The organism is Stutzerimonas stutzeri, from assembly GCF_000935215.1.
Classification (GTDB): domain Bacteria; phylum Pseudomonadota; class Gammaproteobacteria; order Pseudomonadales; family Pseudomonadaceae; genus Stutzerimonas.
The window spans coordinates 1-26,642 of sequence record NZ_JXXD01000242.1 but is presented as its reverse complement, the minus strand read 5'-3'; the positions used below and the strand labels follow the sequence as shown (position 1 = coordinate 26,642).

Here is a 26,642-nt window from a genome sequence, read left to right as displayed (position 1 = left end):
ACCTCGGCTTCAAGCTGCGCAACGCCACCACGCGAAGCAACTTCCAGAGCGACCTGGACGAGAATCGCTTTATCGTCAGCTACAGCCTGCCGTTGTGGTAACCGCGAAACCGCTGTGAACCTCCTCGTTGGAAATTTCCGGGCCGCATAGGCCCGGCTTTTTCTGCGTCGGCCGGGCCTTCTTTCGGCGCTCGCGGTTTGCATCGCCGATGCAAACCAACTACCTCAATGGCGCGAAAAATACTGGCCTTTTGCCCTTCATTTGCCCGCTTTACCGCTCAATCACCCGTTTGAAAAAGCCACTTGCCGTATACGGAAACTGGTTGTTATCGTTTACGTAAAGGTCATGCAGCGACCTGCGCCATAACCAACAACAACAAACAAGGTTAGAGGGCACCCAAAGGAACCAGAGTTCGTGCTGGAAACGCGCGGCCTGACCAAGGAATTCCGCGGCTTCACCGCAGTGGATTCCGTCGATCTGAAGGTCCGTCAGGGTCACATCCATGCGCTTATCGGCCCCAACGGCGCCGGCAAGACCACCGTATTCAATCTGCTCACCAAATTCCTCACGCCCACCCGTGGCGAAATCCTCTATCGCGGCAAGAACATCACCTCGATGAAGGCCAACGAGATCGCCCGGCTCGGCCTGGTGCGCTCGTTCCAGATTTCCGCAGTATTTGGCCACATGAGCGTGCTGGAAAACGTGCGTGTAGCGCTGCAGCAGAAGATGGGCAACTCCTTCCATTTCTGGAAATCCGAACGCAGCCTGCGCGAGCTGGACGACCAGGTGATGCAGCTGCTCGCTGAAGTCGACCTGCAGGCCTTCGCCCAGACCCTGGCCGTCGAGCTGCCCTACGGCCGCAAGCGCGCGCTGGAGCTGGCCACCACCCTGGCGCTGGACCCCATCGTGCTGCTGCTCGACGAACCGACCCAGGGCATGGGTGGTGAGGATGTCGACATGGTCGTCGAGCTGGTGCGCAAGGCCGCCGCCAATCGCACGGTGCTGATGGTCGAGCACAACCTCAGCGTGGTCAGCCGCCTGTGCGATCGCATCACCGTGCTGGCGCGCGGCTCGGTGCTTGCCGAAGGCGACTACGACAGCGTGTCGGCCAACCCGCAGGTGCGCGAAGCCTATCTGGGCAGCGAAGCCGCCGCGCTCGAGGAGGCCCACGCATGAACCCACCCATGGATCGCGATCAGCTGCGCATCAGCGACCTGCATGCCTTTTACGGCGAGTCGCACATCCTTCACGGTGTCGATCTGGTGGTTGGCCGCGGCGAGCTGGTGACGCTGCTCGGGCGCAACGGCGCCGGGCGCACCACCACGCTGCGGGCGATCATGAACATGGTCGGGCGCCGCACCGGCTCCATCGTGGTCAACGGCAACGAGACCATCGGCATGCCGGCCCACCAGATTCCACGGCTGGGCGTCGGCTATTGCCCGGAAGAGCGGGGCATCTTCGCCAGCCTGAGCGTCGAGGAGAACCTGCTGCTGCCACCCACGGTGCGCAGCGGCGGCATGAGCCTGGACGAGCTCTACGAAATGTTTCCCAACCTGTATGAGCGTCGTTTCAGCCAGGGCACGCGGCTCTCCGGCGGCGAGCAACAGATGCTGGCCATGGCGCGCATCCTGCGCACCGGCGCCAACCTGCTGCTGCTCGACGAGATCACCGAAGGCCTGGCGCCGGTCATCGTGCAGAAGCTCGGCGAGGTGCTGATCAAGCTCAAGCAGCGTGGCCTGACCATCGTCCTGGTAGAGCAGAACTTCCGTTTCGCCGCGCCATTGGCCGACCGTCATTACGTGATGGAGCACGGCCGCATCATCGAAGAGATCGAGGCGGCCGACCTGGATTCGAAAAAGGAGTTCCTCAATTCCTGTCTCGGGGTGTGAGCCTCAGGAAGCTGAAAACCGGCCGCAGTGGATGCCGGCCCGAACCACAACAAAAACAATCGAGAGTGGTGACTACATGAGCTTTTTCCGCAAGCGCGCAAGCGCCATCCTGGCTGCTTCCCTGATCGCCACGGCCGCCCAGGCCGAGATCAGCAACGACGAAATCCGTATCGGCTATCTGGCCGACATGTCCGGTACCTACCGCGACCTCTCCGGCCCCGGCGGCCTGGAGGCGCTGAAGATGGCGGTGGAGGATTTCGGCGGCACGGTCGACGGCAAGAAGATCGTCGTCTTCCATGCCGATGACCTGAACAAGCCGGACGTCGGCGCCAACACCGTGCGCCAGTGGATCGACGAGCGCAACGTCGACATGGTGACCGGCATGGTCGCCAGCTCCGTGGTGCTGGCGGCGAGCAAGGTGGTGGAGCAGGGCGGCAAACTGGCGCTGATCTCCGGCGCGGCGGCCTCCAGCATCACCAACGAGTTTTGCTCACCGAACCATATCCACTGGACCTACGACACCTACGCGCTGGCCAACGGCACGGCGAAGGCGGTGCTCGCCGATGGCGGCAAGAGCTGGTACATCCTCACTGCCGACTATGCCTTCGGCCACGCCATGGAAGCCGACATCACCAAGGTGGTGGAAGGTGATGGCGGCAGCATCGTCGGCAAGGTTCGCCATCCGTTCCCCAGCAGCGATTTCTCCTCCTACATGCTGCAGGCCCAGGGCTCCGGCGCAGAGGTGATCGCCCTGGCCAACGCCGGCGCCGATACCGTCAACTCGCTGAAGACCGCCAGCGAGTTCGGCGTCACCCAGTCCGGGCAGAAGCTCGCCGGCATGGTGGTGTTCCTCAACGACATCCACGCCATGGGCCTGGAAGTGACCCAGGGCCTGATGCTCACCACCGGCTGGTACTGGGACATGAACGAGGAGACCCGCGCCTGGGCCCAGCGCTACTACGAGCGCACCAAGCGCATGCCGACCATGGTGCATGCCGGCATCTACTCGGCGACCACCCACTACCTGAACGCGGTGAAGGCCACCGGCACCGACGAAACCGTGGCGGTGCGTGCACAGATGGCCAAGACCCCGGTCAACGACATGTTCGCCAAGGGTGGGCAGATTCGTGAGGACGGCCGCATGGTGCACGACATGTACCTGGTGCAGGTCAAGACACCGGCCGAATCCACCGGCGAGTGGGACCTGTACAAGATCGTCAGCACCATTCCGGGCGAGCAGGCCTACCGGCCGATCGCCGAGACCCAGTGCACCAAGCTGGTCGCCAAAGAGTAAACGGCTAGGCCGCGCCATCACCCGGTCGGTAACGGCCGGGTGCCACGGACTTCCTTTGGGTGATGAACCATGACTCTCCTATTCGGCGTACCCCTGAGCGTACTGCTCGGGCAGCTGCTGCTCGGCCTGATCAACGGGGCGTTCTACGCACTGCTGAGCCTGGGCCTGGCGATTATCTTCGGCCTGCTGCGCATCATCAACTTCGCCCATGGTGCGCAGTACATGTTGGGCGCCTTCGTGGCCTTCCTCGGGCTGAACTACTTGGGTGTGAGCTACTGGTTCGCGCTGGTGCTGGCGCCGTTGGTGGTGGGTTGCCTGGGCATGGCCATCGAGCGCGGGCTGCTGCGGCGCATTGCCGGTGAGGATCACCTTTACGGATTGCTGTTGACCTTCGGCCTGGCGCTGATCGTCGAGGGCAGCTTCGTCAAGCTGTTCGGCGTATCCGGCTCGTCCTATCCAATGCCGGAGTTGCTGCGTGGCGGCTTCAATCTCGGCTTCATGTTCCTGCCGACCTACCGCGCCTGGGTAATCGTCGCCGCGCTGGTGGTGTGCCTGGCGACCTGGTACGTGATCGAACGCACCCGCCTGGGTTCCTACCTGCGCGCCGGCACCGAGAACCCGAAACTGATGCAAGGCTTCGGCATCAACGTACCGCTGCTGGTGACCCTGACCTACGGCTACGGTGTGGCGCTGGCGGCCTTCGCCGGCGTGCTGGCTGCGCCGATCTACGCGGTGACGCCGGGCATGGGCTCGAACCTGCTGATCGTGGTGTTCGCTGTGGTGGTGATCGGCGGCATGGGCTCGATCCTCGGCGCCATCATCACCGGCATCGCCATGGGTCTGATCGAGGGGCTGACCAAGGTGTTCTATCCGGAAGCGGCCAACACCGTGGTGTTCCTGGTCATGGTGGCGGTGTTGCTGATTCGTCCTGCGGGACTCTTTGGTAAGGAGGCATGAGCATGACGAATCCGGCAAACGTGCAGGCCGCATCGCTGCGGCAGGCCAGTGTGGTACGCGAGCGCAGGCACGCGGCCGCGCGGCGGCAGAAGATTTTCTATGCGGTGTTGCTGGTGATCGCGCTGTTGGCGCCGCTGGCGGTGTATCCGGTGTTCCTGATGAAGCTGCTGTGCTTCGCCCTGTTCGCCTGCGCCTTCAACCTGCTGCTCGGCTACGCGGGGCTGCTGTCCTTCGGCCATGCGGCGTTCTTCGCCACCGGCGGCTACATCACCGGCTACATGCTGAGCAGCTACAGTGGGCTCAGTACCGAGCTGGGGATACTCGCCGGCACCCTGGCCTCGACGGTGCTCGGTGCGCTGTTCGGCATGCTGGCGATCCGCAGGCAGGGCATCTACTTCGCGATGATTACCCTGGCGCTGGCGCAGCTGGTGTTCTTCGTCTTTGTTCAGGCGCCGTTCACCGGGGGCGAGAACGGGTTGCAGGGCGTGCCGCGCGGGCATCTGTTCGGCCTGGTCGACATGAAGAACAACATGGCCATGTACTACTTCGTGCTGGCGGTGTTCGTCCTTGGCTTCGCCATCATCCAGCGCACCATCCATTCTCCGTACGGCCAGGTGCTCAAGGCCATCCGCGAGAACGAGCCGCGGGCGGTGTCGCTCGGCTACAACGTCGATCGGCACAAGCTGCTGGCGTTCGTCATCTCCGCGGCGCTTGCCGGTCTGGCTGGCGCGACCAAGACCGTGGTGTTCCAGCTGGCCTCGCTGACCGACGCGCACTGGCACATGTCCGGCGAGGTCATCCTGATGACCCTGCTCGGCGGCGTCGGCACCATCCTCGGGCCGCTGGTCGGCGCCACCGTGGTGGTGACGCTACAAAGCTCGCTGTCCAACGGACCGTTGGGCGAGTGGGTGCATGTGATCCTCGGGGTGATCTTCGTGCTCTGCGTGCTGCTGTTCCGCTCCGGCATCGTCGGCTGGCTGGAGCGGCTGGTGAAGCGCAACTTCAAGTAGCGATCCGATGCGGGACCGTCCAGATTGCGCCGGACGGTCCCGCCATCGGCGAACCCGCTGCAGGGATACGTGCCTAACGTCCCAGGCCCCTTTCAGAGGACAGAGCCATGCCTGGCACCGAACCCCAAATGCAGCCGCAACCCACTTGGCCCTGGCGAGCCGACGAATCGCCCCTCAACGACCTCGACGACGCCGAGAGCGATACCGAGTTCGAAGGCCCGGACGAGCTGGCGGAAGAAGTGCTCGAACAACTCGAGAAGGTCGCTCCGCCGCCGGATCCGATGCCCGACCCTGGTCCGCTTTAACGGATTGCACTCCCTTCGATAGAAACTAAAAGGCCCCGACGAGTCGGGGCCTTTTTTCAAGCGAGCGGACGCTTAGACGTTAAAGCGGAAGTGCATGACGTCACCGTCCTTGACGATGTATTCCTTGCCTTCCAGGCGCCACTTGCCGGCTTCCTTGGCGCCGGCTTCGCCCTTGTACTGGATGAAGTCGTCATAGGCGATGACTTCAGCGCGGATGAAGCCTTTCTCGAAATCGGTGTGGATCACCGCGGCCGCCTGCGGAGCGGTCGCACCGATTCTGACGGTCCAGGCGCGGACTTCCTTCACCCCGGCGGTGAAGTAGGTCTGCAGGCTGAGCAGCTCGTAACCGGCGCGGATCACACGGTTCAGACCTGGTTCTTCCATACCCATGGTTTCGAGGAACATCTGCATCTCTTCCAGATCGTCCAGCTCGGCGATCTCGGCCTCGATCTTGTTGCACACCGGCACGACGATGGCGCCTTCTTCCTCGGCGATGGCGTTGACCACGTCCAGGAGCGGGTTGTTCTCGAAGCCATCCTCGGCGACGTTGGCGATGTACATCACCGGCTTGGTGGTCAGCAGGTGGAAGGTCTTGGCCAGGCGCTTTTCCTCGTCACTGAAGCTCTTCAGCAGGCTGCGTGCCGGCTTGCCCTCGGTGAGGTGCGGGATCAGCTTCTCCAGCAGCCCCTTCTGTGCGACCGCTTCCTTGTCGCCGCCCTTGGCGGTACGGGCGACGCGCTGCAGCTGCTTCTCGCAACTGTCGAGGTCGGCCATGATCAGTTCGAGGTCGATGATCTCGATGTCACGCTTGGGGTCCACGCTGTTGGCGACGTGGATGACGTTCTCGTCTTCGAAGCAGCGCACCACATGGGCGATGGCGTCGGTTTCGCGGATGTTGGCGAGGAATTTGTTGCCCAGGCCTTCGCCCTTCGAAGCGCCGGCGACCAGGCCGGCGATGTCGACGAACTCCATGGTGGTCGGGATCACACGCTCCGGCTTGACGATCGCCGCCAGCGCGTCGAGACGCGGATCGGGCATCGGCACGATGCCGCTGTTCGGCTCGATGGTGCAGAAGGGAAAGTTCTCAGCCGCGATGCCGGATTTGGTCAGGGCGTTGAACAGGGTGGACTTGCCGACGTTGGGCAGACCGACGATGCCGCAGTTGAATCCCATGGTGATCTTGCCTCGGAGTTAGGTTCAGGCCTTCTGGCTGTGCAGGCGCTGCATCGCGCGGGTCCAGTCGCCGGCCAGGATTTCTGGCACGACATCCAGCGCAAAGTCGATGCTGGCGTCGAGCTTTTCGCGCTCGGTCTGCGGTGCGCGGCCCAGTACGTAGCCACTGACCAGGCTGGCGTGGCCAGGATGGCCGATACCCAGGCGCAGGCGATGAAAGCCGTTCTGATTGCCGAGCTTGGCGATGATGTCACGCAGCCCGTTGTGCCCGCCATGACCGCCACCCTGCTTGAGTTTGGCGACGCCCGGGGGCATATCGAGCTCATCATGGGCGACCAGGATGGACTCGGGGGGAATTCTGAAAAAGCCGGCCAATGCCGCCACCGCCTGACCGCTGCGGTTCATGTAGGTAGTGGGGATAAGCAGGCGGATGTCTTCACCCTGATGGCTGAACTTACCGACCAGGCCAAAGTACTTGCGATCGTTGCTGAGCGAGACGCCTTCACGGGCAGCCAGACGCTCAACGAAAAGAGCCCCCGCGTTGTGCCGGGTCTGGTCGTATTCAGGGCCTGGGTTTCCCAGGCCGACGATCAGTTTTACGGCAGTCACGACGGGGGCCTCTTCTTCGACTATGCGAGTGAATTACTCGGCAGCGTCTTCTTCTTTCGGAGCGTCTTCCTTGCTCACGCGCGGAGCGTGAACGTTGGCTACCGGCAGGTCGCTGCCGTGGGCCAGGGCGACCAGCTCAACGCCTTTCGGCAGCTTGAGATCGGTCATGTGCAGAACCTGGCCGACTTCGACGTTGGACATGTCGACTTCGATGAATTCCGGCAGGTCTTGCGGCAGGCAGGAAACTTCGACTTCGTTCAGGTTGTGCAGGATTTCGCCGCCTTGCTGCTTCACGCCCACGGAGGTTTCCTGGTTGATGAAGTGCAGGGGAACGGTGGCGGTCAGCTTGTGGCCGGCAACGACGCGAACGAAGTCAGCGTGCAGGACAAAGCTCTTGGCCGGATGGCGCTGCAGTGCCTTGATCAGAACGGATTCGTTCTGGCCGTCGACGTTCAGGTTCAGCACGTGGCTGAAGGAAGCTTCGTTTTCCAGCAGCTTGGCGAAGTCCTTGGCCAGGATGCTGATGGACTGCGGGGCCTTGTCGCCACCGTAGATGACGGCCGGAACCAGGGCGGCGTTACGACGCAGGCGGCGGCTCGCACCTTTCCCCAGGTCGGAACGCACTTGGGCATTCAGAGTGAAATCGTTCATGGTGATTCTCCAGTAGCAACATTACCTGTCGCGCTTGCGACCAGCGCTCGGGCTGTTGGGCAAAAAGCCCCGCACGAGGCGGGGCACATTACGTTCAGTGCGATTCGCGAAGCTTTTCGCTTAGCGGAACATCGCGCTGATCGATTCGGCATTGCTGATGCGGCGAACCGCTTCAGCCACCACTGGCGCGATGTCCAGTTGGCGAATTCGGGTGCAGGACTGTGCGGCAGCCGACAGCGGGATGGTGTTGGTCACCACCAGCTCGTCGAGCACGGAGCCTTCGATGTTCTCGATGGCGCGGCCGGACAGGATCGGGTGCGTGCAGTAGGCGTAGACCTTGGCGGCGCCATGATCCTTCAGCGCCTTGGCTGCATGGCACAGGGTGCCGGCGGTATCGACCATGTCATCGACGAGGATGCAGGTACGGCCTTCGATATCACCGATGATGTGCATCACTTCGGACTGGTTGGCTTTCGGCCGACGCTTGTCGATGATCGCCAGGTCGACGCCGAGGGATTTGGCCACGGCACGGGCGCGGACCACACCACCGATGTCCGGGGAGACGATCATCAGGTTCTCGAAGCGCTGAGCCTGGATGTCGTCGACCAGGACCGGCGAGCCGTAGATGTTGTCCACCGGCATGTCGAAGAAGCCCTGGATCTGGTCGGCGTGCAGGTCAACGGTCAGCACACGGTTGACGCCAACGACGTCGAGCATGTCGGCCACGACCTTGGCGCTGATCGGTACACGGGCAGAGCGCGGGCGACGATCCTGGCGGGCATAACCGAAGTAGGGGATCACTGCGGTGATGCGCGACGCCGAGGAGCGGCGGAAGGCGTCGGCCAGTACCACCAGTTCCATCAGGTTGTCGTTGGTCGGAGCGCAGGTCGGCTGGATCAGAAATACGTCCTTACCGCGAACGTTCTCGTTGATCTCGACACTGATTTCGCCGTCGGAGAACTTTCCGACGTAGGCATCACCGAGGGGGATATGCAGCTGACGTACGACACGCCGGGCCAGGTCGGGGTTGGCGTTCCCCGTGAAGACCATCATCTTGGACACGCGCAGTACCTGCCTGAGGGTGGGTCCGATGAATAAAAAGCTGTTCAAAAGGCGAGCTCTTGAACAGCTTCAAGTGTATGGCAGGGGCGGCTGGATTCGAACCAACGCATGCCAGGATCAAAACCTGGTGCCTTACCGCTTGGCGACGCCCCTGTAGGGTCAACTTCATTGGTGCTGTTGCAGTCGTACGAACCTTGGGAGGTTATGGCAGGGGCGGCTGGATTCGAACCAACGCATGCCAGGATCAAAACCTGGTGCCTTACCGCTTGGCGACGCCCCTGTATCGTACAACCTGTGTGCTACGCACTCGCTTCCTGCGCCAGTTTTTCAAGGCTTCGGTGCAACATCGAAATGTTACGACCGTGGGCAACGAAACTTGGCAAAGTGTCTGGAAGTTGGCGGCGGACTTTATCAGCCTCGCCTTCGTTTGGGAAGCTCCCAAACACACAAGCTCCAGTGCCAGTCATGCTTGCCGGAACGAATTTGTTCAACAAGCTCAAAGCGTTACGAACTTCTGGATAACGCTTCTCGACTATTGGCTGACAGTCATTATGACCGCCCCCTGCAAGAAGGCTGCGAACTGTAATGGCCGGGGTATTACGTGTCAACTCTGGGTCGGCAAATATTTCCGCTGTACTAACAGAGACTTGCGGCGCGATTACGAGGAACCATGGTTCGGGCAAATCGACCGGTTGCAGGCGCTCGCCAACCCCCTCGGCAAATGCTGCCCGGCCGCGTACGAACACCGGTACGTCGGCGCCCAGGGTCAGCCCCAGCGCGGCCAGTTGGTCTTCGCCCAGGTGCAGTTGCCACAGGTGGTCGAGGCCGAGCAGGGTGGTCGCTGCGTCGGAGCTGCCGCCGCCGATGCCGCCGCCCATGGGCAGACGTTTGAGCAGGGTGATATCTGCGCCGAGCGAGCAGCTGCTAGCACGCTGCAGCAGGCGCGCTGCACGGACGATCAAGTTGCTGTCGTGATCGACGCCCGGCAGTTCGGTATGCAGGCGAATCTCGCCGTCAGCACGCAGGCGGAAGCTGAGTTCGTCGCCATGGTCGAGAAACTGGAACAGCGTCTGCAGCTCGTGATAGCCGTCTGCGCGGCGGCCGACGATATGCAGCATCAGATTGAGTTTGGCCGGTGCCGGCAGGGTCAGCGTCTGCATTCAGCGGCCCAGCTGGCGCGCTTGCCAGTCCTTGACCACCAGGGTGATCTGCAGGTCATGGCCATGCAGGCGGATGCGCTCGGGCAGCGTGAAGCCGTTGTGTTCGCCGTATGCCAGGTAGTCGACCTGCCAGCCGTCCTGTTCCAGTCGTGCCAGGCGGCTCTCGCTGTCCAGGCTCAGACGGCTGCGGCTGTCCGGCGCAGGCAAGCCACGCACCCACCAGAGCAGGTGCGATACCGGCAGCTGCCAGCCGAGCTGCGCTTCGACCAGGGCCTCCGGGGATTCGGCTTCGAATCGGCCCTGGCCGGCGACTTCCAGAGATACGGCGTCGGGGCGGCCGGTCAGGCGGGTGGCGCCTCGGCCCAGGGGGCCGGACAGGCGAATGTCGAAGTAGTCCTGGCGCTGCAGCCAGAACAGTGTGCCGCTGCCGGATTCCTGCGGTGCGCGAATGCCGATCTTGCCGCTGATCTGCCAGCCATCGACCGTCGCGACCTGGCTGCGATGCTCTTTCCAGGCGGTGGCATTGCCGGGGCCTTCAACCGATTCGCGTGGGCCAAGCCCGGCACAGCCAGCAAGCAGGAGGGCCAGGCAGGGAGTAAGAAGGTTTTTCAACAGGGACATGGGTCAGGGCTTCTCCGATCCGGTCAACCGTTTCAGCGTTTCGCGCAGGATCTGGCTGTCCGGTTGTAGTTTGAGTGCCTTCGACCAGACCGCGCGGGCCTCGCTGTGTTCACCCTGGGCCCAAAGCACCTCGCCCAGGTGCGCGGCGACTTCGTGGTCGGCAAAGCGTTGCAGCGCCTTTCGCAGTAGCGCTTCGGCCTCGGTCAGATTGCCCAGGCGGAAGTTGACCCAGCCGAGGCTGTCGAGGATCGCCGGGTCGTCGGGGTTGAGCTGGTAGGCCTGCTCGATCAGCTGGAGCGCTTCCTTGTGGCGATCAGTACGGTCGGCCAGGGTGTAGCCGAGCGCGTTGAGCGCCATGGCGTTGTCCGGCTCACGCTCGATGATGAAGCGCAGGTCGCGTTCCAGTTGCGCCAGATCGCCGCGCTTTTCCGCAAGCATGGCGCGGGTGTACAGCAGGTTGAGGTCGTCGGGGAAATCGGCAAGCGCCTGCTCCACCAGTTGCCAGCCTTGCTCGGTGCGGTCCTGCTCGGAGAGCGCTTCGATCTCGATCAGGTACAGCTGGATGGCGTAGTCAGGCTGCTGCTGGCGTGCGTCGGCCAGCACCGCAGATGCTTCCTGGTCGCGATTGCCGGAATAGAGCAGCTGGCTCTGCAGCAGCTTCGCTGGCAGGTATTCGTTGCCAGGGCCGACTTGAGCTAGCGCGTCGAGCGCCTTGGCGTTCTTGTCCATCGCCTGATAGGCACGGCCAAGATTGAAGTAAGCCGCGTCAACGTGGCTGCCGCGTTCGATCAGCTCTTCCAGGTACACGGTGGCTTCGCGCCAGGCCTCAGCCTCCATGCAGACCAGCGCCATGGAGAAGCGCAGGTCGTCGTCGGTGGGGTGCTGCTGGACCAAGGTGGCGAACTCGCCCATGGCGTCTTCCAGGCGCTCCTGTTCCACCAGAAGGCGCGCATAGGTCAGGCGCAGACGCTTGTCCTCGGGGTGCTGGCGCAGGCTTCGCTCGAGCAGCGGGATCGCTTCGTCGCTGCGTTGCAAGCTGTGCAGCAGGCGTGCTTCGAGCAGGATCGACGGGATCTGCCGCTCCTTGTCCGGCTGCTTCTGCAGCAATGCCAGTGCTTCCTCGCTGCGATCATCCTGTTGCAGCAGCACGGCCTTGCCGAAGGAGAGCTGTGGATTGTCGGGGTGTTTGACCAACAGCTTGTCGAAGCTTTGCAACAGGCCGGCGCGGGTGTCCGGGTCGGTTTCCGAGGCCGAAAGGGCGAGGAAATCGAAATGAGTGTCGCCCTGGCCCTGCAGAACCTTCTCCATGAACTCGAGCGATTCTTCGTAACGCCCGGCGCGGGCCAGCTGCACGGCTGCGGCGCGCTGCGCGTCGAGACTGTCAGGGGCGTTGCGCGCCCAGATCGTTGCGGTATCCAGCGCCGCCTGGTCTGCGCCAAGGTATTCGGCGATACGGAATCCGCGTTCGGCGACGCCGGCGTCCTGTGTCGCATGCGCCTGCTGTACGTAATTGCCCAGGGCAATGTCGAAGCGGTTGCGCTGGCCGGCAAGCTCTGCGACCAGCAGCGCATAGAGGGATTGGCGACTGAACGAGCCGTACTCTGCCGCGTCGCTGGCGGAGCTCTCCTGGGCAGCGTCCTCGACCGGCGGACTGCTTTCGGGGGCTTGCTGCGTGAAGGTCTGGCAGCCGCCGATGAACAGCAGGGCGGCAAGTGCGGCGAGTTTTTTCATAGGGGAAATGTACGGCTGGTGTGCGGTCGCGGCATGATGACACAAGCCGCAGGTCAAGCCCATGGGCCCCGGGAGGCGCGCAGGCCGGTTCGGTAGCTGATTGGCAGTACCAATCGAATCCGACAATCGAGGGCAATGGTTGTTCTCCATCTGATGAAGTAGGAGAATTGCGCGCTCTGTTATCGAATCAGCGATTCTGCATGGCTTTCCTCGCGCTTGGCATTAATCACAAGACCGCTTCGGTGGACGTCCGCGAGCGCGTAGCCTTCACGCCCGACCAGATGGTCGAGGCTTTGCGGCAACTGTGCCGCGTCACTCCGACCCGCGAAGCGGCGATCCTCTCGACCTGCAATCGCAGCGAGCTGTATCTGCAACAGGATCAGGTCGAGGCCGATGCCGTGCTCGCCTGGCTGGCCAATTATCACCGTCTCAGCCTCGACGAGCTCAAGGCATGCGCCTATGTGCATGTCGACGATCAGGCCGTGCGCCACATGATGCGCGTCGCCTCCGGGCTCGACTCGCTGGTGCTGGGCGAACCGCAGATTCTCGGGCAGATGAAGTCGGCCTATGCGGTCGCCCGTGAGGCCGGCAGCGTCGGGCCTCTGCTTGGCCGGTTGTTTCAGGCCACCTTCAGCACCGCGAAGACCGTGCGCACCGACACCGCCATCGGCGAGAACCCGGTTTCGGTGGCGTTTGCCGCGGTCAGTCTGGCGCGGCAGATCTTCAGCAATCTGCAACGCAGCCAGGCCCTGCTGATCGGCGCCGGTGAGACCATCACCCTGGTCGCGCGCCATCTGCACGAGCAGGGCGTGAAGAAGATCGTGGTCGCCAACCGCACCCTCGAGCGGGCCAGCGCGCTGGCCGCCGAGCTAGGGGCGCAGGCGATCCTGCTTGCCGATATCCCGGACGAGTTGCACAACAGCGACATCGTCATCAGTTCCACTGCCAGCCAGCTGCCGATTCTCGGCAAGGGCGCGGTCGAACAGGCGCTGAAGCGACGCAAGCACAAGCCGATGTTCATGGTCGATATCGCTGTGCCGCGGGACATCGAATCGCAGGTCGGCGAGCTGGACGACGTCTATCTGTACACGGTCGACGATCTGCATGAGGTGGTTGCGGAGAACCTCAAGAGTCGCCAGGGCGCGGCCCAGGCCGCCGAGGAGCTGGTCGCGGCTGGCACCGAGGACTTCATGCAGCGCCTGCGCGAGCTGGCCGCAGTTGATGTGCTCAAGGCCTACCGGCAGCACGCCGAGCGCATTCGCGACGACGAGCTGAGCAAGGCTCAGCGTCTGCTGGCCAATGGGGGCAGCGCCGAGGAGGTTCTCGTCCAGCTCGCCCGTGGCCTGACCAACAAACTGCTGCATGCACCCAGCGTGCAACTGAAGAAACTCTCCGCCGAGGGCCGCGTCGAGGCGCTGAGCATGGCCCAGGAACTCTTCGCCCTGCACGAGGGCACGGAAAAACCATGAAAGCTTCGCTGCTGAACAAGCTGGACATCCTGCAGGACCGTTTCGAAGAACTCACCGCACTGCTCGGCGACGCCGAAGTCATCAGCGATCAAAGCCGTTTTCGCGCCTATTCCCGCGAGTACGCCGAAGTCGAGCCGGTGATCGTCGCCTATCGGCAGCTGTGCAAGGTTCAGCAGCATCTCGAGGGCGCTCAGGCGCTGCTCAAGGACAGTGATCCCGACATGCGCGAGATGGCCGAGGAGGAGGTTGCCGAAGCCAAGGCCCAGCTCGAGACGCTTGAAGCCAACCTGCAGCGCATGCTGCTGCCCAAGGACCCCAACGACGGGCGCAACGTGTTCCTCGAGATCCGCGCCGGCACCGGCGGCGACGAGGCGGCGATCTTTGCCGGCGATCTGTTCCGCATGTATTCGCGCTATGCCGAGAAGCAGGGCTGGCGCGTCGAGATCCTCTCCGAGAGCGAAGGCGAGCACGGCGGCTACAAGGAAGTGATTTCCCGCGTCGAGGGCGACAACGTCTACGCCAAGCTCAAGTTCGAATCCGGCGCGCACCGCGTGCAGCGCGTGCCGGAGACCGAATCCCAGGGACGCATTCACACCTCCGCCTGCACCGTGGCGGTGTTACCGGAGCCGGATGAGCAGGCGGCGGTGGAGATCAATCCGGCCGAGCTGCGTATCGACACCTATCGCTCCTCCGGCGCCGGCGGTCAGCACGTCAACAAGACCGACTCAGCGATTCGTATCACGCACCTGCCCACTGGCATTGTGGTCGAGTGTCAGGAAGAGCGTTCGCAGCACAAGAACCGCGCCAAGGCCATGGCCTGGCTCGCCGCCAAGCTGCAGGACCGCCAGGACGCCGCGGCGCACAAGGAAATCTCCGAGACGCGCAAGTTGCTGGTCGGCTCCGGGGATCGCTCCGAACGTATCCGTACCTACAATTTCCCCCAAGGCCGGGTCACCGACCATCGCGTCAACCTGACGCTGTATTCGCTCAACGAAGTGATCGGCGGCGCCGTGGAGCAGGTCATCGAGCCGCTGTTGCAGGAATACCAGGCCGACCAGCTGGCCGCGCTGGGCGACTGATCCTTTTCGCTGCGCACCGCGCTAAGAGCACCTCATGCCAACCATCGAGTCCCTGCTGCAAAGTGCCGATCTGCCGGACTCGCCGAGCGCCAGGCTGGATGCCGAATGGTTGCTCGCGGCCGCCCTGAACAAGTCGACCAGCTATCTGCGCACCTGGCCGGAGCGCGAGGTGCCGGCAGAGTGTGCCGAGCGCTTTGCTGCTGATCTCGCACGGAGGCGTCAGGGTGAACCGGTCGCCTACATTCTCGGGCGCCAGGGCTTCTGGAGTCTGGAACTTGAAGTGGCAGCGGATACGCTGATCCCCCGGCCTGACACCGAACTGCTGGTGGAGACCGCGCTGCAGCTGCTCTCCGCTGCACCGGCCCGGGTGCTCGATCTGGGCACCGGCACCGGCGCGATTGCGCTGGCTCTGGCGACCGAGCGGCCGGCGTGGCAGGTCTGCGGTGTGGACCGTATCGAGGCCGCCGTGAGGCTGGCTGAGCGCAACCGGCTGCGGCTCGGACTGCACAACGCTGCGTTCACCCTGAGCGACTGGTTTGCCGGTCTGAACGGCGAGCGGTTCCAGATGATCGTCAGCAACCCACCCTATATTCCGGCCAGCGACCCGCACCTGCTGCAGGGCGATGTCCGCTTCGAGCCGCAGAGTGCGCTGATCGCGGGTGCGGATGGCCTGGACGACATCCGCACGATCATCGCCCAGGCGGCGGCGCACCTGCAGTCGGGTGGCTGGTTGCTGCTGGAGCACGGTTACGATCAGGCTGAGGCGGTGCGCATGCTTTTGCTTTCCCGCGGTTTCGAGGATGTGCAAAGCCGGCTCGATCTGGGTGGGCATGAGCGCATCAGCCTTGGCCGCCTGCCATGATTGCGTTTTGTGAGGTGCTTGGATGCTGAGTGACGAAGAGCTGCTGCGCTACAGCCGGCAGATCCTGCTCAAGCAGGTCGATATCGACGGCCAGTTGCGCCTCAAGCAGAGTCGCGTGCTGATCGTCGGGCTTGGCGGGTTGGGCTCGCCGGTAGCGCTCTATCTGGCGGCCGCTGGTGTCGGTGAGCTGCACCTGGCCGACTTCGATGCGCTGGATCTGACCAATCTGCAGCGGCAGATCGCTCACGACACACCCTCGCTTGGCCTGCACAAGGTCGACTCGGCCATGGCCCGGCTGGGGGCGCTGAACCCCCATGTACAGCTGGTGCCGTATCGCAGCGGGTTGGACGCCGATTCCCTGGATGCGGCAGTGGAGCGGGTCGATCTGGTGCTCGATTGCACGGACAACTTCGGCATTCGCGAAGCGGTGAACGCCGCATGCGTGAAAGCGAAAAAGCCGCTGGTCAGCGGCGCGGCGATCCGTCTTGAGGGGCAGCTTTCGGTGTTCGATGCGCGAGTCGAAACGAGCCCCTGCTACCACTGCCTCTATGGGCACGGTAGCGAAGCCGAGCTGACCTGCAGCGAAGCCGGTGTAGTGGGGCCGCTGGTGGGCATGGTTGGCAGCCTGCAGGCGTTGGAAGCGCTCAAGCTGCTGGTTGGCTTCGGCGAGCCGCTGATTGGTCGACTGTTACTGATCGATGCGCTGTCCAGTCGCTTCCGTGAGTTGCGGGTCAAGCGCGATCCACATTGCGCGGTGTGTGGCGCAAGCCATGGCTGACTGCGCAGCACCGGTCGGCGTCTTCGACTCCGGAGTAGGCGGGCTCTCGGTGCTGCGTGAGATCCGGCAGCGCCTGCCGCATGAGTCGCTGCTCTATCTCGCCGACAGCGCCCATGTCCCCTATGGCGAAAAGAGCCCGGACTACATCCGTGAGCGCTGCCGTGTCATTGCGGACTTTTTTGTCGAGAAGGGCGCGAAGGCGCTGGTGGTGGCCTGCAATACCGCGACCGCCGCTGGGGTCACCGAATTGCGCGAGCTGTATCCGCGATTGCCGATCATCGCCATGGAACCGGCCGTCAAGCCCGCCGCCCAGGCTACGCGGAGTGGTGTCGTCGGCGTGCTGGCGACAACCGGAACGCTGAAGAGCGCCCGCTTTGCCGCGTTGCTCGATCGCTTTGCCGCAGATGTGCGGGTGATCACTCAGCCGTGCCCCGGCTTGGTCGAGCGCATCGAGGCAGGCGATCTGAACAGTGCCGAAACGCGCGCCATGCTGATGGCGTGGGTCGGGCCGCTGCTGGCACAAGGCTGCGACACGCTGATTCTGGGTTGCACGCATTATCCCTTTATAAGGCCGCTGCTCAGCGAGCTACTGCCTGGAACCGTCCGCCTGATTGATACCGGAGCAGCCGTCGCGCGACACTTGCGCGATCTGCTGGCGGAGCGCCATCTGCTCGCCAGCGGGGTGGCCTCCGAGCGTTTCTATTGCAGCGGCGATCCGCGGCGAATGGCCAGCGTGTTGCCTATACTTTGGGGCGAAAACGCGAAAGTCGAGTTTTTTCCCCGCTAGGAACTCCAAGCGCAGTGGGGTTTCTCAAATATGCTGGCACCAAAAAACCAAACAAATGCAGTGTTTGATAAGGAAGTTCTCATGAAAAAACTGTTCTCCCTGGCTGCAGTGGCGGCACTCTCTGTAGGTTCGATGGCGGCTGCCCACGCCGTAGACTTTACCGTTGCGGTCGGCCAGACGGACGAGTCGACCATGACCTATCGCCTGGGTGCGCAATTCGATTTCGGCACCAGCTGGTTCCAGACCAGCGTGGGCCGACTGACCGGCTACTGGGATGCTGGTTATACCTACTGGGAGGGCGACGAGTCGTCGAGCAATCACAGCATTTCGCTGGCCCCGGTCTTCGTCTACGAGTTCGCTGGTGAATCGGTTAAACCCTATGTCGAGGCAGGCATCGGCGTCGCGGCGTTCGAGAGCACCGAGGTCGAGGGCAATCGTCTGGGTTCGTCTTTCCAGTTCGAGGATCGGATCGGTGCAGGCCTGCGTTTCGCCGGTGGCCACGAAGTGGGCGTGCGCGCAATCCACTATTCCAACGCCGGCATCAAGAAGCCGAACGATGGTGTCGAAAGCTACGCCTTGCATTACCGGATGGCCTTCTAAGCAGGTCGTCCCGAGGTGCTGCAGGGCGGTTCGCCAGCCCTGCACTGCCGATAGTGTTCAGCCATATGCCGTGGCGCTGCCCTTGCGCTCTTCGTGGCAATCCTCTGACCCCAGTTCGAACTCCCTGCAGATCAATGGGCGGTTTTCGTAGATCGTGCAGCGCATGCTGTCCCGATCAAGCGCCGCGCACCAGCCATCCTCCAGGCGCAGCATGACTTCGCCGCCCCAGCTGTCGGTGTCGATATAGCGCTGCGGAACGCCGGTATCGCTGAACAGCAACACTTCGAGTCGACAGCAGCAGGCCGCGCAGGTGGCGCAGCTCACGCTGGTGTCTTCGAGTTGTTGGTGGGGAATGGTCGAATCGTTCATCGCGCCAGTCTAGTCGATACGCTCGACCGGGCGCCCACTCAGGGCGCCGAGTGGTGGCACCAAAGCCGGTGTCACGCTTTTACAGCTCCTCGTTCAACTGCTTGTTGCGCCAACCATCCCCGCCGGGAAGCAGGAGGTTGAGCAGCAGGGCGATGATCGCGCACAGCGAAATGCCGGACAGGGTGAATTCACCGTAGCCGAATGCCATGCCGCCGATGCCGAACACCAGCGTCACCGAAACGATGATGAGGTTGCGTGCCTCGGACAGGTCGACCTGATGACGAATCAACGTGCTCAGACCCACCACGGCAATCGAGCCGAACAGCAGACAGAGAATGCCACCCATCACCGGAACCGGAATGCTCAGCAAGCCGGCGCCGAATTTGCCGATGAAGGCCAGGGCGATGGCGAATACCGCCGCCCAGGTCATGATCTTCGGGTTGTAGTTCTTGGTCAGCATCACCGCGCCGGTCACTTCGGCATAGGTGGTATTCGGCGGGCCGCCGAAAAGGCCGGCTGCCGAGGTGGCCACGCCATCGCCCAGTAGCGTGCGGTGCAAGCCTGGCTTCTTGACGTAGTTGTTGCCTGTCACGCTGCCGATGGCCACCACGCCGCCGATATGCTCGATGGCCGGTGCCAGGGCGACCGGCACCATGAACAGGATGGCGCCGATATTGAACTCCGGTGCGACGAAGTTCGGCATCGCTAGCCAGGGTGCGGCCGCGATACCGCTGGTATCCACCACGCCGAAAGCAAACGACAGCCCGTAGCCGACCGCAACGCCGGCGAGAATCGGTACCAGGCGAAACAAGCCCTTGCCCAGCACCGCCACGAGCAGGGTCGTGACAAGTGCCGGCATCGAGATCAGCATCGCCGTCTGGTAGGGGATCAACTGGGCGCTGCCATCTCCAGCCTTGCCCATGGCCATGTTCACCGCCACAGGTGACAGCGCCAGACCGATCGAAATGATCACTGGGGCGATGACCACTGGCGGCAGCAGGCGATCGATGAAGCCGGGGCCCTTCAGGCGCACCGCGAAGCCGAGCAGCATGTAGACAAGTCCGGCAGCGACCACGCCACCCATGACCGCCGGCAGGCCGAACTCACCCTTAGCCGCAATGATCGGTGCGATAAAGGCGAAGCTGGATGCCAGGAATACCGGCACCTGACGCCGCGTGATCAGCTGGAACAGCAGGGTGCCAAGGCCGGCGGTAAACAGCGCTACGTTGGGGTCCATGCCGGTGATCAGCGGCATCAGTACCAGGGCGCCGAAGGCCACGAACAGCATCTGTGCGCCGGCCAGTACCTGCCGGCCAAGCGGCTCGTCGGTATGCGACATGCTCAGATGTCCTTCTGCTTGGTGCCGAAGATCTTGTCGCCAGCGTCACCCAGGCCCGGGACGATGTAGCCGTGTTCGTCGAGACGCTCATCGATGGATGCCGTGAAAATCAGCACGTCCGGATGTGCTTTTTCCACAGCGGCGATGCCTTCCGGGGCGGCGACCAGCACCAAAGCACGGATTTCCTTGCAACCGGCCTTCTTCAGCATGTCGATTGTGGCGACCATCGAGCCGCCGGTGGCGAGCATGGGGTCGATGATGATGGCCAGGCGCTGTTCGATTTCCGGAACCAGTTTTTCCAAATAGGTCTGCGCCTGCAGCGTTTCCTCATTACGGGCGATGCCTACCGCACTGACCTTGGCGCCCGGGATTAGGCTGAGCACGCCGTCGAGCATGCCGATGCCCGCACGCAGGATGGGTACGACGGTGATCTTCTTGCCGGATATCTTCTCGACCTGCACCGGGCCGCACCAGCCGTCGATGCTGTAGTGTTCCAGCGGCAGATCAGAAGTTGCTTCATAAGTGAGGATCGAGCCCACTTCCTGAGCCAGTTCACGGAAGTTTTTGGTGCTGATGTCGGCGCGGCGCATCAGGCCGAGCTTGTGGCGGATCAGCGGATGGCGGATCTCTCGAATGGGCATTGTGGGCTCCGGCGGGCAAATAAACCGGCTTAGATTAAAGCATCGTCGAGTCAGCGGCTATTCGTGCGTCATTCGACCGGCAGACTTGCTGCGGCCCGCGGGGGTGGGTATCTTCCACGCCCTTTCGCGGACGGCTGAAAGTGGGCTGTTCGGTCAGGTTTTTCGCTGTTCAGGATACGGCGATTCAACCGCGCGAGTTGCCAGGTTCAGTTGGCGCTCTAACACTCATCTTTCTGAGGGGAATCGCATCATGTCCGTCGATCTCGCACATATCCGCCAAGTCATGGCCGAGGCTGACTGCCTGTACACCGAAGAACAGGTAGAAGCTGCAATCAGCCAGGTCGCCGAAACAATCAACGGCGAGCTGGCCGACCGCAATCCTGTGGTCTTCTGCGTCATGAATGGCGGCCTGATCTTTTCCGGCAAGCTCGTCCCTAAGCTGAACTTCCCGCTCGAACTGTCGTATCTGCATGCCACTCGTTATCGCAATGAAACCAGCGGCGGTGAGCTTTTCTGGAAAGCCAAGCCGGAGATCTCCTTTATTGATCGGGACGTGCTGATCATCGATGACATTCTGGATGAGGGCCACACGCTGGGTGCGATCATAGATTTCTGTCGCCACGCGGGTGCCGCCGCGGTGCATACCGCAGTGCTGATCGACAAGGATCACCAGCGCAAGGCGCGCCCGGATCTCAAAGCCGATTACGTTGGCCTGAGCTGTATCGATCGCTACATTTTTGGTTACGGCATGGACTACAAGGGTTACTGGCGCAATGCACCGGGAATCTATGCGGTCAAAGGGCTATAGGTAGCCAATTTCGGGCGAGCGCGTCCCGCTTAGAAAGGCATGTGTGCGCACCAGTGGCGGGGTGCGCTTCGCAGCTGTGACGCTGTGACGCAATGGGCGCCGAGCAGCGTTCGGTCGGCCCTCCGCTGCTGACCGACGCGGGAATTCCAGCGATCCAAAGCGTACACGCCGGTCCGTCTGTTTCCTTTCGCCCCACCTCATCGTTGCGGTAACGCCCTCCTTTCCGTTTTTCGCGTGTGTCGGCCATTTCCTTTGGTCGGTTGAATGACGGCCTGCGCCTTTGTCGTCCGACTCATTTGGCGGGTTTGGTGTGCGTTATCGCGCTCATGAATTGAACTTAAGGATAACTGACCGACAATTCTCCTATCTTGCAAGCTGAAAGGCTCTGGATCGGGCTTTGCGGCCCTGGCATTCACGGCTAAGCTGATTTGGACCTTAAAGGGCATGGCTTCGCGCAATCACGCTGAAAGCCACTGCTGTAAAGGCTATTAGCACTAAAGGATTACAAGCTAAATCAAACCTTAGTGCGCTTAACCCTGTTCCGGTGTCTGGGTAGGGTTGACGCACTTCGAACCAACCAGGAGCGCCTCATGACAAAAACAACAAGGCAAGGAATCTTCCAGCCGAAGTCCCTAGCTCTCGCCGTAGCGCTGGGCACTGCCGCCCCGGCTTACGCCGTGAGCTTCAATATCGGCGAGATCGAAGGGCAATTCGACTCGGCGATGTCCATCGGTGCCAGCTGGTCCATGGCGGACAGGGACAGGGATCTGGTCGGCATCAACAACGGCGGTACCGGCTTTACCCAGACCGGCGACGATGGTCGTCTGAACTTCAAGAAGGGCGAGACCTTCTCCAAGATTTTCAAGGGTGTGCACGATCTCGAGCTTCGTTATCGCGATAGCGGTGCCTTCGTTCGCGGCAAGTATTGGTATGACTTCGAGCTGAAGGATGAGAGTCGTCTTTTCAAGGACATCAGCGACAGCAACCGGAAAGAAGCCGCTCAATCATCCGGCGCGCAAATTCTGGACGCGTTCGTCTATCACAATTATTCCGTTGGTGATCTGCCCGGGACCGTCCGTCTTGGGAAGCAGGTAGTGAGCTGGGGCGAAAGTACCTTTATCGGTAACAGCATAAACTCCATCAATCCCTTGGACGCTGCAGCATTCCGCCGGCCGGGTGCTGAGATCAAAGAGGGGCTGATTCCGGTCAATATGTTCTACATCTCGCAGAGCCTGACCGACCGGTTGAGCATGGAGGCGTTCTATCAACTCGAGTGGGATCAGACCGTTGCCGATAATTGCGGTACTTTCTTCGCTGTAGATGTCGTTCAGGATGGTTGTGATGCCAACTACCACGTGGGCAGCCCGGCAATCGCTCCTCTTCAACCCGTCGCTGCTGCGTTCGGGCAGGGGTTCGAAGTCACTCCTGAGGGTGTGGTTTTGCCGCGAGCTGGCGACCGGGATGCACGTGATTCGGGGCAGTTCGGTCTTGCATTGCGCTGGTTGGGTGATGCCACCGAGTATGGTGCGTATTTCATGAATTACCACAGTCGGACGCCAAACGTCAGTACGCGATCTGCTGGCTTGGCTACCGCAGCGCAGCTGCCTGGCATTATCGGTACAGCTAATGGGCTCGTGCCTGGTGCTGGCTCTGGTTTGGCGCAGAGCGTCATGCTTGGCAACGGCCGCTATTACCTTGAGTACCCCGAAGATATCCAGCTTTACGGCCTTAGCTTCTCTACGACATTGCCCACTGGCACCGCGTGGTCTGGTGAGATCAGCTATCGACCCAATGCACCGGTTCAGCTGAATACTCAAGACCTCACTCGGGCTTTGCTTAATCCCCTTGCGCCGGGAACCTCTCCCATTGAAAGTACTTTCGGTGCAGAAAATCGCGGCTACAACCGCAAGGAAATCACCCAGTTGCAGACCACATTCACTCACTTCTTCGATCAAGTACTGGGCGCTGGTAGGGTGACCGTGGTGGGCGAGGTCGGCTACACGCATGTCGGCGGTCTCGAGAGCACCAGCGAACTGCGCTATGGGCGTGATCCTATCTACGGCACCCCGGATGATCCAGCCGCTTTGGCCCGCTACGGCCGCCACGGTTTCGTCACCGCCAACTCCTGGGGCTACCGCCTGCGTGGCATCGCGGACTACGACAACGTCTTCGCCGGCATCAACCTCAAGCCCAACCTGTCCTTCTCCCACGACGTCGACGGCTACGGCCCCAACGGTCTGTTCAACGAAGGCTCCAAGGCGGTCAGCATTGGTCTGGATGCCGAGTACCAGAATATGTACACCGCCAGCCTGTCCTACACCGATTTCTTCGGCGGCGACTACAACACGCTGGTTGACCGCGACTTCCTCGCGTTCAGCGTGGGCGTGAACTTCTAAGGAGACCAGCCGAGTGTCCGGCCGATGAGGATGATCGGCCGGACATCAGCGACAGGCATGGGCCTCCGGCCTATAACAAGATCAAGAGGAACTGGAATCGTATGAAAAAAACAGGAAAGCTATTGAGTGTCTTGGCCTTCTCCCTGCTCGCGAGCAGTGTGATGGCTGCCGTTTCCCCAGAAGAAGCCGCCAAGCTCGGTACATCGCTGACGCCGCTGGGCGCAGAAAAAGCCGGTAACGCCGACGGCAGCATCCCTGAGTGGACCGGTGGTCTCAAGACCGACGCGGCCCCCCTCAACAATGGGCATCTGACTAACCCGTTCAAGGACGAGCAGCCGAAGTTCGTCATCACCTCGCAGAACGCCGAACAGTACAAGGACAAGCTGACCGCAGGTCAGATGGCCATGTTCAAGCGCTATCCGGAAACCTACAAGATTCGCGTGTTCCCGACTCATCGTTCGGTCGCCGTGCCGGATGAGATCTATGAGGCTGCGAAGAAGAGTGCTGTGAATACCGAACTCGTCGAGGGCGGCAACGGTATCGCCAACTTCACCGACAGCCGTTATTACGCATTCCCGATTCCGAAGAATGGTCTGGAAGTGGTGTGGAACCATATCACCCGCTATCGCGGTGGCAACGTCCGTCGCAATATCGTCCAGGCTACCCCGCAAACCAACGGTAGCTACACCATGGTTCACTTCGAGGACGAAGTGGCGTTCCCGCTGGGTATGACGGATCTGGATCCCGAGCGCGCCAAGAACGCGCTGCTTTTCTTCAAACAGCGGGTGACTGCGCCGTCTCGCCTGGCAGGGAACGTCCTGCTGGTGCACGACTCGCTGGATCAGGTTAAGGAGCCCCGTCAGGCCTGGATCTACAACGCTGGCCAGCGTCGGGTACGCCGCGCGCCGCAAGTTGCATACGACGGGCCGGGTACCGCTTCGGACGGTATGCGCACCACGGATAACTTCGATATGTTCAGCGGCGCACCTGATCGCTACGACTGGAAGTTGATCGGCAAGAAAGAGCTGTACATCCCGTACAACAGCTATGAAATCGCTTCCAGCGAACTGAAGTACGACGACGTCATCAAGGCTGGCCACGTCAATCAGGATCTGGCGCGTTACGAGCTACACCGCGTCTGGGAGATTGAAGCCACGCTCAAGAGTGGCGAGCGCAACATCTACGCCAAGCGCCGTTTCTTCGTCGACGAGGATAGCTGGACCATCGTCCAGTCGGAGCTGTACGACGGTCGTGGTCAGCTTTGGCGTGTAGGCGAGGCCCACTCGCTGCAGTACTACCAGCACAAGGTGCCGGCTTACGCGTTCGAGGCGCTCTACGACATCATCTCCGGCCGCTACATCGCGATCGGCATGAGTAACGAGGAGAAGCCGCACGAATACGGCTATCGTGCCTCCGCTCGGGACTTCACGCCGGCTGCCCTGCGTAACGCAGGGGTGCGCTGATCGACTGACATTTAACCTGTGAATAAGGCGGCCAGGTGGCCGCCTTTTTTTTTGCGGCGAACCAGTGGATGATAATTTCCATTCGGTGCCCGAGGTCAGGACGATCGCATTGCTGGAACACTGGGCCCAATATGCGACGTGTGCAACGACAAGGCTGGCGTTTCGGCTGCCCGTGGTAACGACCGAGCGCAATGCCTGGCACAGACCGCGCTGTGTTTCAATGGACTGATTCGAACAAGAGAACCTTTGCCATGTCCGTACGCTTCATTCCTGATGCGCTCAGTGCAGAGGCAGGTGCCGTAGAGCAACTCGCATCCATTCCTCGGCTGCCGCCGCTGCATATCGACCGGCCCAGGCTGGTTCGTGCGCTGCTCGATACCGATTGCCGTCTGCGCCTGATCTGCGCCCCAGCCGGGTTTGGCAAGACCGTGCTGATGAGCGAGTGCGCGCGCTTGGTGCCTCCGGGCACACGCCTGGTGTGGCTGGATCTCGGCGGGCGGGCATGTACGGTTCAGGCGCTGTACGGCCAGTTGAGCGATGCGTTGGGGGAGCGGACGGGCAAGGATGATCGTTCCGAGAACGACATGCTGGCGCTGCTGCGACAAGTCCGGCAGCCGCTATGGATCATGCTCGACGACTACCCGCGCGATTACAGCCCGGAGCTCGATGCTTGCATTGATATGTTGTTGGACATGGGGCCGGCACAAATCAGTTGGTGGGTATCCAGTCGCCGCCAGCCAGCGTGGAAGCTTCCACGGCTCCTGCTGCAAGGGCATCTTCTGGAGCTGGAGGCGGAAGCGCTGGCGTTCACCGCCGAAGAGCTCGAGCAACTCCTGAACGTCCATCGTCTGACGCTCTCGTCCGAGACTTTTCAGCAACTGCATCATGTGATGGAGGGGTGGCCGGCTGGAGTCTGTCTGATGTTGCTCCACGCCGATGAGCAGGCGCTGCGTGAGCGTCTGGTTGCCGGGACGCCATTGCTGCGTGATTACGTCCAGCGTGAGGTCATGGCTGGACTGAGCGATGAAGTGCGGCGGGCCATGCTGGCACTGGCGCGTATGCCGCGTTTCTCGGCAGAGCTCTGCGACCATGTGCTCGACGGTGTTGGTCGCGAAATCCTCGATATCCTCAAGACGCTCCAGCTCTTCATTCGGCAGATCGACAATTGCGGTGAGTGGTTTCGCCTGTGGAAGCCGCTGGCGCTGATGCTGCAGCGCTCCGCAGAAACGACCGCTCCGACCCAGGCCCATCTGCGCGCCTGTCAGTGGTTCGCCAGTCGCGGCGAGATGCGCGAGGCGGTAGAGCATGCATTATGGGCCGGCCAGCCTGAGGTCGCTGCCAACTACCTGCAGCGTTACGGACAGGAACAGCTGCTGATCGGCGATAACGTATCGCGCTTTCTGAAATGGCGAAGCGAGCTGCCACAGGACCTGTTCGCCAGCACCACGCGCCTGATCGTCTTGCAGGGGTGGGCGCTGATCATTTCGGCGCGACTTGATGAAGTGGATGACTGTCTGGCCGAGCTGGCCAAGTTCTTCCCCCAACCCGATGCGCGCCGGCAAGCCCAGTTATTGGCTCAGTGGCAGGCC

The 26,642-nt window shown here is 62.0% G+C and carries 27 protein-coding genes and 2 tRNA genes; 17 read left to right on the top strand and 12 right to left on the bottom strand.

What is annotated here, in order from left to right:
• The 7 genes from LO50_RS25480 to LO50_RS20800 all read left to right on the top strand — a co-directional run.
• Window positions 1-101: OprD family porin (locus tag LO50_RS25480; RefSeq protein WP_161794481.1), on the top strand; the 101-nt coding region annotated here is incomplete at its 5' end.
• 313 nt (window positions 102-414) lie between these two features.
• Entirely contained in the window at window positions 415-1,176 is a 762-nt protein-coding gene (locus LO50_RS20825) for an ABC transporter ATP-binding protein (RefSeq protein WP_044316225.1), read from the top strand.
• Window positions 1,173-1,889, top strand: coding sequence for an ABC transporter ATP-binding protein (locus LO50_RS20820; RefSeq protein ID WP_013983780.1), 717 nt, complete (start codon window positions 1,173-1,175; stop codon window positions 1,887-1,889). Before LO50_RS20825 ends, LO50_RS20820 begins: the two co-directional genes overlap by 4 nt.
• 76 nt (window positions 1,890-1,965) lie before the next feature.
• Window positions 1,966-3,183 carry an ABC transporter substrate-binding protein gene (locus LO50_RS20815; protein WP_044316224.1) on the top strand — a complete coding sequence of 406 codons (1,218 nt, stop codon included), beginning with the start codon at window positions 1,966-1,968 and terminating at the stop codon, window positions 3,181-3,183.
• Between the two features lie 69 nt (window positions 3,184-3,252).
• Entirely contained in the window at window positions 3,253-4,140 is an 888-nt protein-coding gene (locus LO50_RS20810) for a branched-chain amino acid ABC transporter permease (RefSeq protein WP_044316223.1), read from the top strand.
• Window positions 4,141-4,142: 2 nt separating this feature from the next.
• The gene (locus LO50_RS20805) at window positions 4,143-5,150 is read left to right on the top strand and encodes a branched-chain amino acid ABC transporter permease (protein WP_044316222.1); all 1,008 of its coding nucleotides are present in this window, start codon (window positions 4,143-4,145) and stop codon (window positions 5,148-5,150) included.
• Between the two features lie 107 nt (window positions 5,151-5,257).
• On the top strand, window positions 5,258-5,455 hold the full coding sequence (locus LO50_RS20800) for a hypothetical protein (RefSeq protein WP_044316221.1): 198 nt from the start codon (window positions 5,258-5,260) through the stop codon (window positions 5,453-5,455).
• Window positions 5,456-5,527: 72 nt separating this feature from the next.
• On the opposite strand, the gene ychF is transcribed toward LO50_RS20800, so the two are convergent.
• From ychF to LO50_RS20755, 9 genes are all read right to left on the bottom strand, one after another.
• Window positions 5,528-6,628, bottom strand: a complete 1,101-nt coding sequence (gene ychF, locus LO50_RS20795; RefSeq protein WP_044316220.1) for a redox-regulated ATPase YchF — start codon at window positions 6,626-6,628, stop codon at window positions 5,528-5,530.
• Window positions 6,629-6,652: 24 nt separating this feature from the next.
• Entirely contained in the window at window positions 6,653-7,237 is a 585-nt protein-coding gene (pth, locus tag LO50_RS20790; protein ID WP_014819341.1) for an aminoacyl-tRNA hydrolase, read from the bottom strand.
• Window positions 7,238-7,270: 33 nt separating this feature from the next.
• On the bottom strand, window positions 7,271-7,888 hold the full coding sequence (locus LO50_RS20785; protein WP_044316219.1) for a 50S ribosomal protein L25/general stress protein Ctc: 618 nt from the start codon (window positions 7,886-7,888) through the stop codon (window positions 7,271-7,273).
• A gap of 120 nt (window positions 7,889-8,008) precedes the next feature.
• On the bottom strand, window positions 8,009-8,950 hold the full coding sequence (locus LO50_RS20780) for a ribose-phosphate pyrophosphokinase (RefSeq protein ID WP_003294564.1): 942 nt from the start codon (window positions 8,948-8,950) through the stop codon (window positions 8,009-8,011).
• Between the two features lie 78 nt (window positions 8,951-9,028).
• Window positions 9,029-9,103: transfer RNA gene (locus LO50_RS20775), tRNA-Gln, on the bottom strand.
• A gap of 52 nt (window positions 9,104-9,155) precedes the next feature.
• Window positions 9,156-9,230 (bottom strand) — tRNA-Gln (locus LO50_RS20770).
• A gap of 19 nt (window positions 9,231-9,249) precedes the next feature.
• Entirely contained in the window at window positions 9,250-10,110 is an 861-nt protein-coding gene (ispE, locus tag LO50_RS20765) for a 4-(cytidine 5'-diphospho)-2-C-methyl-D-erythritol kinase (protein WP_044316218.1), read from the bottom strand.
• Window positions 10,111-10,731 carry a lipoprotein insertase outer membrane protein LolB gene (lolB, locus tag LO50_RS20760; RefSeq protein ID WP_044316217.1) on the bottom strand — a complete coding sequence of 207 codons (621 nt, stop codon included), beginning with the start codon at window positions 10,729-10,731 and terminating at the stop codon, window positions 10,111-10,113. It abuts the gene before it with no gap.
• Between the two features lie 3 nt (window positions 10,732-10,734).
• Window positions 10,735-12,462, bottom strand: coding sequence for a tetratricopeptide repeat protein (locus LO50_RS20755; RefSeq protein ID WP_041016213.1), 1,728 nt, complete (start codon window positions 12,460-12,462; stop codon window positions 10,735-10,737).
• Between the two features lie 200 nt (window positions 12,463-12,662).
• Here LO50_RS20755 and hemA point away from each other — a divergent pair, with 200 nt between their 5' ends.
• The 6 genes from hemA to LO50_RS20725 all read left to right on the top strand — a co-directional run bounded on the left by hemA (window position 12,663) and on the right by LO50_RS20725 (window position 18,037).
• A complete protein-coding gene (hemA, locus tag LO50_RS20750) occupies window positions 12,663-13,931 on the top strand; it encodes a glutamyl-tRNA reductase (protein WP_014819346.1) in 1,269 nt (422 codons plus the stop codon).
• Window positions 13,928-15,010 (top strand): peptide chain release factor 1, encoded by a 1,083-nt coding sequence (gene prfA / locus LO50_RS20745; protein ID WP_041016214.1) that lies wholly within the window; start codon window positions 13,928-13,930, stop codon window positions 15,008-15,010. Before hemA ends, prfA begins: the two co-directional genes overlap by 4 nt.
• 34 nt (window positions 15,011-15,044) lie before the next feature.
• The gene (gene prmC / locus LO50_RS20740; RefSeq protein ID WP_041016215.1) at window positions 15,045-15,872 is read left to right on the top strand and encodes a peptide chain release factor N(5)-glutamine methyltransferase; all 828 of its coding nucleotides are present in this window, start codon (window positions 15,045-15,047) and stop codon (window positions 15,870-15,872) included.
• Between the two features lie 22 nt (window positions 15,873-15,894).
• The gene (locus LO50_RS20735; RefSeq protein WP_041016216.1) at window positions 15,895-16,650 is read left to right on the top strand and encodes a molybdopterin-synthase adenylyltransferase MoeB; all 756 of its coding nucleotides are present in this window, start codon (window positions 15,895-15,897) and stop codon (window positions 16,648-16,650) included.
• Window positions 16,643-17,437 carry a glutamate racemase gene (murI, locus tag LO50_RS20730; protein ID WP_041016217.1) on the top strand — a complete coding sequence of 265 codons (795 nt, stop codon included), beginning with the start codon at window positions 16,643-16,645 and terminating at the stop codon, window positions 17,435-17,437. Before LO50_RS20735 ends, murI begins: the two co-directional genes overlap by 8 nt.
• 81 nt (window positions 17,438-17,518) lie before the next feature.
• A complete protein-coding gene (locus tag LO50_RS20725) occupies window positions 17,519-18,037 on the top strand; it encodes an acyloxyacyl hydrolase (RefSeq protein ID WP_023444078.1) in 519 nt (172 codons plus the stop codon).
• Window positions 18,038-18,094: 57 nt separating this feature from the next.
• On the opposite strand, the gene LO50_RS20720 is transcribed toward LO50_RS20725, so the two are convergent.
• The 3 genes from LO50_RS20720 to upp all read right to left on the bottom strand — a co-directional run bounded on the left by LO50_RS20720 (window position 18,095) and on the right by upp (window position 20,386).
• The gene (locus tag LO50_RS20720; RefSeq protein WP_003284787.1) at window positions 18,095-18,406 is read right to left on the bottom strand and encodes a YkgJ family cysteine cluster protein; all 312 of its coding nucleotides are present in this window, start codon (window positions 18,404-18,406) and stop codon (window positions 18,095-18,097) included.
• Between the two features lie 79 nt (window positions 18,407-18,485).
• Window positions 18,486-19,745, bottom strand: coding sequence for a uracil-xanthine permease family protein (locus LO50_RS20715; RefSeq protein WP_003284785.1), 1,260 nt, complete (start codon window positions 19,743-19,745; stop codon window positions 18,486-18,488).
• Between the two features lie 2 nt (window positions 19,746-19,747).
• A complete protein-coding gene (gene upp, locus LO50_RS20710; protein ID WP_003284783.1) occupies window positions 19,748-20,386 on the bottom strand; it encodes a uracil phosphoribosyltransferase in 639 nt (212 codons plus the stop codon).
• Window positions 20,387-20,636: 250 nt separating this feature from the next.
• Here upp and LO50_RS20705 point away from each other — a divergent pair, with 250 nt between their 5' ends.
• The 4 genes from LO50_RS20705 to LO50_RS20690 all read left to right on the top strand — a co-directional run.
• On the top strand, window positions 20,637-21,194 hold the full coding sequence (locus LO50_RS20705; RefSeq protein ID WP_041016218.1) for a hypoxanthine-guanine phosphoribosyltransferase: 558 nt from the start codon (window positions 20,637-20,639) through the stop codon (window positions 21,192-21,194).
• 590 nt (window positions 21,195-21,784) lie between these two features.
• A complete protein-coding gene (locus tag LO50_RS20700; RefSeq protein WP_020308396.1) occupies window positions 21,785-23,590 on the top strand; it encodes a DUF1302 domain-containing protein in 1,806 nt (601 codons plus the stop codon).
• Between the two features lie 101 nt (window positions 23,591-23,691).
• On the top strand, window positions 23,692-25,053 hold the full coding sequence (locus tag LO50_RS20695) for a DUF1329 domain-containing protein (protein ID WP_031297208.1): 1,362 nt from the start codon (window positions 23,692-23,694) through the stop codon (window positions 25,051-25,053).
• 251 nt (window positions 25,054-25,304) lie between these two features.
• On the top strand, window positions 25,305-26,642 hold a 1,338-nt coding region (locus LO50_RS20690), incomplete at its 3' end, for a winged helix-turn-helix domain-containing protein (protein WP_044316216.1).

Excerpts from the sequence above, each read along its gene's own strand:
- prmC (WP_041016215.1), top strand. The coding sequence starts at position 15,045 with ATGCCAACCATCGAGTCCCTGCTGCAAAGTGCCGATCTGCCGGACTCG.
- LO50_RS20735 (WP_041016216.1), top strand. The coding sequence starts at position 15,895 with ATGCTGAGTGACGAAGAGCTGCTGCGCTACAGCCGGCAGATCCTGCTC.
- LO50_RS20720 (WP_003284787.1), bottom strand. The coding sequence starts at position 18,406 with ATGAACGATTCGACCATTCCCCACCAACAACTCGAAGACACCAGCGTG.
- LO50_RS20705 (WP_041016218.1), top strand. The coding sequence starts at position 20,637 with ATGTCCGTCGATCTCGCACATATCCGCCAAGTCATGGCCGAGGCTGAC.
- ispE (WP_044316218.1), bottom strand. The coding sequence starts at position 10,110 with ATGCAGACGCTGACCCTGCCGGCACCGGCCAAACTCAATCTGATGCTG.
- LO50_RS20800 (WP_044316221.1), top strand. The coding sequence starts at position 5,258 with ATGCCTGGCACCGAACCCCAAATGCAGCCGCAACCCACTTGGCCCTGG.
- LO50_RS20725 (WP_023444078.1), top strand. The coding sequence starts at position 17,519 with ATGAAAAAACTGTTCTCCCTGGCTGCAGTGGCGGCACTCTCTGTAGGT.
- LO50_RS20715 (WP_003284785.1), bottom strand. The coding sequence starts at position 19,745 with ATGTCGCATACCGACGAGCCGCTTGGCCGGCAGGTACTGGCCGGCGCA.
- upp (WP_003284783.1), bottom strand. The coding sequence starts at position 20,386 with ATGCCCATTCGAGAGATCCGCCATCCGCTGATCCGCCACAAGCTCGGC.
- hemA (WP_014819346.1), top strand. The coding sequence starts at position 12,663 with ATGGCTTTCCTCGCGCTTGGCATTAATCACAAGACCGCTTCGGTGGAC.
- LO50_RS20755 (WP_041016213.1), bottom strand. The coding sequence starts at position 12,462 with ATGAAAAAACTCGCCGCACTTGCCGCCCTGCTGTTCATCGGCGGCTGC.
- LO50_RS20815 (WP_044316224.1), top strand. The coding sequence starts at position 1,966 with ATGAGCTTTTTCCGCAAGCGCGCAAGCGCCATCCTGGCTGCTTCCCTG.
- LO50_RS20700 (WP_020308396.1), top strand. The coding sequence starts at position 21,785 with ATGACAAAAACAACAAGGCAAGGAATCTTCCAGCCGAAGTCCCTAGCT.
- LO50_RS20810 (WP_044316223.1), top strand. The coding sequence starts at position 3,253 with ATGACTCTCCTATTCGGCGTACCCCTGAGCGTACTGCTCGGGCAGCTG.
- LO50_RS20805 (WP_044316222.1), top strand. The coding sequence starts at position 4,143 with ATGACGAATCCGGCAAACGTGCAGGCCGCATCGCTGCGGCAGGCCAGT.
- prfA (WP_041016214.1), top strand. The coding sequence starts at position 13,928 with ATGAAAGCTTCGCTGCTGAACAAGCTGGACATCCTGCAGGACCGTTTC.
- LO50_RS20820 (WP_013983780.1), top strand. The coding sequence starts at position 1,173 with ATGAACCCACCCATGGATCGCGATCAGCTGCGCATCAGCGACCTGCAT.
- LO50_RS20785 (WP_044316219.1), bottom strand. The coding sequence starts at position 7,888 with ATGAACGATTTCACTCTGAATGCCCAAGTGCGTTCCGACCTGGGGAAA.
- murI (WP_041016217.1), top strand. The coding sequence starts at position 16,643 with ATGGCTGACTGCGCAGCACCGGTCGGCGTCTTCGACTCCGGAGTAGGC.
- lolB (WP_044316217.1), bottom strand. The coding sequence starts at position 10,731 with ATGTCCCTGTTGAAAAACCTTCTTACTCCCTGCCTGGCCCTCCTGCTT.
- LO50_RS20695 (WP_031297208.1), top strand. The coding sequence starts at position 23,692 with ATGAAAAAAACAGGAAAGCTATTGAGTGTCTTGGCCTTCTCCCTGCTC.
- ychF (WP_044316220.1), bottom strand. The coding sequence starts at position 6,628 with ATGGGATTCAACTGCGGCATCGTCGGTCTGCCCAACGTCGGCAAGTCC.